General features: G+C 54.7%; 1 protein-coding gene. It reads right to left on the bottom strand.

Annotated elements, in window-relative coordinates; genetic code table 11:
- Positions 1-1037, bottom strand: a 1037-nt coding sequence (tuf, locus tag ABLV04_RS08390; protein WP_020316953.1) for an elongation factor Tu, incomplete at both ends; no start/stop codon positions are given.

Below are 1037 nucleotides of genomic sequence, written 5' to 3' on the forward strand. Positions count from 1 at the left end.
CCGCCTTCACGGATTGCGAAACGCAGACCATCGTCCATCGCGATCGGGTGGATCAGGGTAACAACCATTTTGATGTTGTCGCCCGGCATTACCATCTCTACGCCTTCCGGCAGTTCGATGGTGCCAGTCACGTCAGTAGTACGGAAGTAGAACTGCGGACGGTAGCCTTTGAAGAACGGAGTATGACGGCCGCCTTCGTCTTTGGACAGAATGTACACTTCAGATTCGAACTTGGTGTGCGGGTTGATGGTGCCCGGCTTAGCCAGTACCTGACCACGTTCGATTTCTTCACGTTTGATACCACGCAGCAGAACACCTACGTTCTCACCAGCACGGCCTTCGTCCAGCAGTTTGCGGAACATTTCAACGCCAGTACAGGTGGTTTTCGCGGTTTCTTTGATACCAACGATTTCAACTTCTTCACCCACTTTGATGATACCGCGCTCTACACGACCGGTAACAACGGTACCACGACCGGAGATGGAGAATACGTCTTCGATCGGCAGCAGGAACGGCTTGTCAATCGCACGCTCTGGTTCCGGGATATAGGTATCCAGGTGGCCAGCCAGTTCGATGATTTTCGCTTCCCACTCTGCGTCGCCTTCCAGCGCTTTCAGAGCAGAACCACGAACGATCGGAGTGTCGTCGCCCGGGAAATCGTACTGAGACAGCAGTTCACGAACTTCCATCTCAACCAGTTCCAGCAGCTCTTCGTCATCAACCATGTCGCATTTGTTCAGGAACACGATGATGTACGGAACGCCTACCTGACGACCCAGCAGGATGTGCTCACGAGTCTGCGGCATCGGGCCGTCAGTCGCAGCAACAACCAGGATCGCGCCGTCCATCTGCGCAGCACCGGTGATCATGTTTTTAACATAGTCGGCGTGGCCCGGGCAGTCTACGTGCGCGTAGTGGCGAGTCGGGGTGTCATATTCAACGTGAGAGGTGTTGATGGTGATACCACGAGCTTTTTCTTCCGGCGCGTTATCGATCTGGTCGAATGCGCGAGCGGAACCACCGTAGGTTTTAGCCAG

The sequence above is a fragment of the Klebsiella sp. JN_Kp127 genome, from assembly GCF_040062505.1.
Taxonomy (GTDB): Bacteria; Pseudomonadota; Gammaproteobacteria; order Enterobacterales; family Enterobacteriaceae; genus Klebsiella; species Klebsiella quasipneumoniae.